The sequence below is a fragment of the Alcanivorax sp. genome, assembly GCF_051117345.1.
In the GTDB taxonomy this organism is placed as follows: Bacteria; Pseudomonadota; Gammaproteobacteria; order Pseudomonadales; family Alcanivoracaceae; genus Alcanivorax.
In genome coordinates this window covers 1-4173 of sequence record NZ_JBNPEC010000165.1, presented here as the reverse complement: position 1 = coordinate 4173, position 4173 = coordinate 1, and the positions used below count along the sequence as shown (strand labels likewise).

General features: G+C 62.4%; 4 protein-coding genes. 3 read left to right on the top strand and 1 reads right to left on the bottom strand.

The window, feature by feature from the left end; genetic code table 11:
• The 3 genes from ACFE0K_RS10950 to hemL all read left to right on the top strand — a co-directional run.
• The coding region (locus ACFE0K_RS10950) for a fibronectin type III domain-containing protein (protein ID WP_434536101.1) at nt 1-1645 on the top strand (1645 nt) is incomplete at its 5' end.
• Nucleotides 1639-2085, top strand: a complete 447-nt coding sequence (locus ACFE0K_RS10945) for a DUF6174 domain-containing protein (RefSeq protein WP_434536100.1) — start codon at nt 1639-1641, stop codon at nt 2083-2085. The genes ACFE0K_RS10950 and ACFE0K_RS10945, both read left to right, overlap by 7 nt.
• A gap of 210 nt (nt 2086-2295) precedes the next feature.
• On the top strand, nt 2296-3576 hold the full coding sequence (hemL, locus tag ACFE0K_RS10940; RefSeq protein ID WP_434536099.1) for a glutamate-1-semialdehyde 2,1-aminomutase: 1281 nt from the start codon (nt 2296-2298) through the stop codon (nt 3574-3576).
• A gap of 193 nt (nt 3577-3769) precedes the next feature.
• Here the strand turns inward: hemL and ACFE0K_RS10935 are convergent, their stop codons facing one another.
• Nucleotides 3770-4060 carry a YbaK/EbsC family protein gene (locus ACFE0K_RS10935; protein ID WP_434536098.1) on the bottom strand — a complete coding sequence of 97 codons (291 nt, stop codon included), beginning with the start codon at nt 4058-4060 and terminating at the stop codon, nt 3770-3772.
• Nucleotides 4061-4173 lie beyond the last annotated feature (113 nt).

The window sequence follows — 4173 nt, the reverse complement described above, 5'->3', positions numbered from 1 at the left end:
CGACAGCAACAACCCGGATAGCTTCGATAACAGCACCGGCACCACCCTGGCGCTAGCCTTTGCCGTGGACTACCAGCAAGCTTCCCGGGCGCCGGACCAGATCCAACTGCAGGGAGACCTGAGCAACGCCAGGATCAACGAACTGAGCCTGCCGGAAGGGAACTGCACCATTGCCTCGGATCAGCGCAGCTATAGCTGCTCTCTGACACCACCCTTCACCCCTGCCAGCCTGACACTGCGCATCACCAGCACCACCCCGGCTGACGCTCTTCTGACACAGACAGCCACGATCAGTGGCAGCGAAGTGAAGGACATCCTTCCCGGTAACAACCAACTGACCACCCCTCTGGCCTATGACATTGTGTCCAGCCAGCCCAACGACCTGCAGGCCCAGGTCCAGCAGGAGCCCCCACAGGCGACCCTGACCTGGACCGACCGGGCATTTACCGAAACCGGTTACCGGATCGAGCGCGACAGTAACAACAGCGGCTGGGCGCCGCTGGTCAGCCTGCCGGCAGACAGCGAGAGCCATACCGATACCGGCATCGACACTGATCGCAACTATCAGTACCGGGTCATTGCCGAAGGCAACGACATCACCGGCGACAGCTCCAACATCGTCAGCATCATGGTCGAAGGCACACCGACTGCCCCGGCCAACCTGACCACGGCCTTGGCGCAAGACGGCATCCAGTTGACCTGGAGCGACCAGGCGGACAATGAGCAACGCTACGAAATCCAGCGCCGCCGGGACAATAATGGCAGCTGGACAGCCTGGACCAGTCTGGTCGAAGACCTGGCCGCGGACAGTGAGCAATATCTGGACAGCACCGCCGTACTCGGCGAGCGCTACCAGTACCGTGTCATTGCCCATAACGCCACCCTGGCCTCCGCCCCCTCCAATCTGGCCGAGATCCAGTTTGGTTCACGGCCCGAAGCGCCTTCCAACCTGACCAGTCGCCTGCTGGAAGACGCCCTCCGCCTGATCTGGCAGGACAATGCCGACAACGAAACCGGCTTCCGGATTCTGCGCCAGCAATTCAACGGGCAGACCTGGAGCGAGTGGCAGAGTCTCGCCGAGCTGGGCAGTAACCAGAGCCGCCACGATGACAGCTCTGTCGTCACAGGCACGCTATACCGTTATCAAGTGCAGGCCTTCAATGCCGTGGGCTCCTCGCCGCTCAGTAACAGCGCTGAGCGGCTCTTCGAGCGCACACCGGCCGGCCCTGACAACCTGCAGGCACAGCGCCAGAACACCGCCGTGGTATTGCAATGGCAGGATAATGCCGACAATGAATTCGGCTTCCGCATCGAACGCCAGCGCTGGGACGGCGACACGTGGCTTGCCTGGCAGGCCATCGCTGAGCTGAATGCCAACAGCACCCGCTACACCGATACCCGAGTCACCATCGGCAACCGTTATCGCTACCGGGTAGCCAGCCTCAACAGTGCCGGCAGCTCCACGCCCTCGGCGGCGGCGACCATCGCCCTGAACAACGAGATCACCCCAACCGGCGATGACAACACCCTTAACGACGACACTCCGCCACAAGATTTCGGCGATGACGGCGGCAGCGCCGGCTTCCTGACCGGCCTGCTGGCACTGCTGGTGTTGCGGCGCCGTAAAGGCAGCGCCTCATGCTGAGCTCGCGCCCGCTGATAACGCTGCTGCTTGCAACCCTGTCCGCCTGCCAGGCGGGCAGCCCGGACGCCGCAAATGACCCTTTGATCCAGGCACGACAGCGCTGGGCCGACCAGGGTCTGGAGCATTACCGCTACCAAGCCCGCCAGCAATGCTACTGTGGTCCCCGGGCCCTGCTCCCCGCCAGTGTTCTGGTCAGCGACCAACAGGCCCGATTGGAAAACCCCGACAATGACGAGCTGGCGCCCCTGGCCCGCACCGTGGAAGCCTGGTTTGCCCTGATTGAGGAAAAACAACGCAAAGGGTGGCACCAGGTAGACGTGGACTACCACCCGCAGCAGGGTTATCCCCGCCATATTCGTCTGGATTTCGATCCGCGCATGGCGGATGACGAGCAGCAATACTGGATCAAGGATCTGACTCCAACAGCGGCCACCCCCTGACCCCCCGGACGCCCTACTGGCCAAGCCGCCACTCACCCCTCATAATGCCGCCACTTCCGAGGCGGGCCCCGGGCCCGCCCGTGTCATGGGGCCTTCATGCCCCGACGACACCATCAACCGTAATTTCCCGTGTGTGCTCAGCCGCACACCCGCCGCCCGCGCGGCCTGCGATGCCAGGCATCGCCAACAGCCAGACAAAGAGGACACCCCATGAGCCGCAAGCACTCCGAACAGCTTTTCCGTCAGGCCCAGAAACACATTCCCGGTGGTGTTAATTCCCCGGTACGAGCCTTCAAAAGCGTAGGCGGCACCCCGGTGTTTTTCCACTCCGCCAGCGGCGCCTATCTGCACGATGAAGATGACAACCGCTACATCGACTACGTGGGATCCTGGGGCCCGATGATCCTCGGCCACAACCATCCCCAGGTGATTGCCGCCGTGCAGGCCGCCGTGCAGAACGGCCTCAGCTTCGGCGCTCCCACCGCCACCGAAGTGGCCATGGCGGACAAGGTCTGCGAACTGGTGCCCTCCATGGACATGGTGCGCATGGTCAACTCCGGCACCGAAGCCACCATGAGTGCCATCCGCCTAGCCCGGGGCTATACCGGCCGCGACAAAATCATCAAATTCGAAGGGTGCTACCACGGGCATGTGGATAGCCTGCTGGTGAAGGCCGGTTCCGGCGCCATGGGCATCCCCGGCTCACCGGGTGTGCCCGCCGCCGTGACCGGCGATACCCTGGTTTTGGATTACAACGACGCTGCCAGCGTAGAAGCCGCCTTCAATGAATACGGCGACCAGATTGCCGCCGTCATCGTCGAGCCGGTGGCCGGCAACATGAACTGCGTGCCGCCCACCAAGGCGTTCCTGCAGGCCCTGCGCCAATACTGTGACGACCACGGCAGCGTGCTGATCTTCGACGAAGTCATGACCGGCTTCCGGGTAGCCCTGGGCGGCGCTCAGGCGCTCTACGACGTGACCCCGGACATGACCACCCTGGGCAAGATCATCGGTGGCGGTATGCCGGTGGGCGCCTTTGGCGGCAAGAAAGCGATCATGGAACATCTGGCACCGCTGGGCCCGGTCTATCAGGCCGGCACCCTGTCTGGTAACCCGGTGGCTATGGCCGCCGGACTGACCACCCTCAACCTGCTCAGCGAACCCGGTTTCCACGAGGCTCTGACGGAAAAAACCACCCGCCTGCTGGATGGCATGACGGCAGCTGCCCACGCCGAAGGCGTCGCCTTCACCACCGCGCAAGCTGGAGCCATGTTCGGCTTGTTCTTCACCGACCAGAGCCGTATCAGTAGCTTCGCGGACGTGATGGCCTGCGACAGCGAGCGCTTTAACCGCTTCTTCCACGCCATGCTGGACCAAGGCGTGTATCTCGCCCCCAGTGCCTTTGAAGCGGGTTTCGTGTCAGCAGCGCACAGCGATGAGGACATCGACGCCACCATTGCGGCAGCGCGCAAGGCGTTTGCGAAGGTGTAATCAAACCTATCAGTAGGAGCGTCGCTCGCGGCGCGATAACCCAACATTTAAAAAGACGGTATTACCACAGAGGGCACAGAAACACAGAGAAATGCGTTCTTTTTCTCGGTGAACTCTGTGCCCTCTGTGGTGAAAATGCTTTTGATCCTGGTCTGTGATCGCGCCGCCAGCGACGCTCCTACGGAAGGGTTGGTCAGTCGCGAACCAACGTCACCATTTTTCCGTTCGTCAGGCCCAGCAGATCTTGCGGCGCCATGGCGATTTCCAGCCCGCGCCGACCGGCGCTCATGTAGATGGGATTGTGTGATTGGGCACTGGAATCCAGATACATCGGTAGCCGTTTTTTCTGCCCCAGCGGACTGATACCACCGAGCACATAGCCTGTCAGGCGCTGCGCCCTGTCACCCGGACACATGGCCGCCTTCTTTCCACCATGGGCCCTGGCCAGACATTTCAGATCCAGTTGATGCGCCACCGGCACCATGGCCACCACCGGCTGCTCATCACCAGCGCCAACAGCGTCTTGAAGACCGTTTCCGGAGGCAGCTGCAAGACGTCCGCCGCTTCCAGCCCGTCGCTTTGCGCCTTGGGCTCATG

Coding starts and splice junctions, on each gene's coding strand:
- ACFE0K_RS10935 (WP_434536098.1), bottom strand. CDS start 4,060: ATGGTGCCGGTGGCGCATCAACTGGATCTGAAATGTCTGGCCAGGGCC.
- ACFE0K_RS10945 (WP_434536100.1), top strand. CDS start 1,639: ATGCTGAGCTCGCGCCCGCTGATAACGCTGCTGCTTGCAACCCTGTCC.
- hemL (WP_434536099.1), top strand. CDS start 2,296: ATGAGCCGCAAGCACTCCGAACAGCTTTTCCGTCAGGCCCAGAAACAC.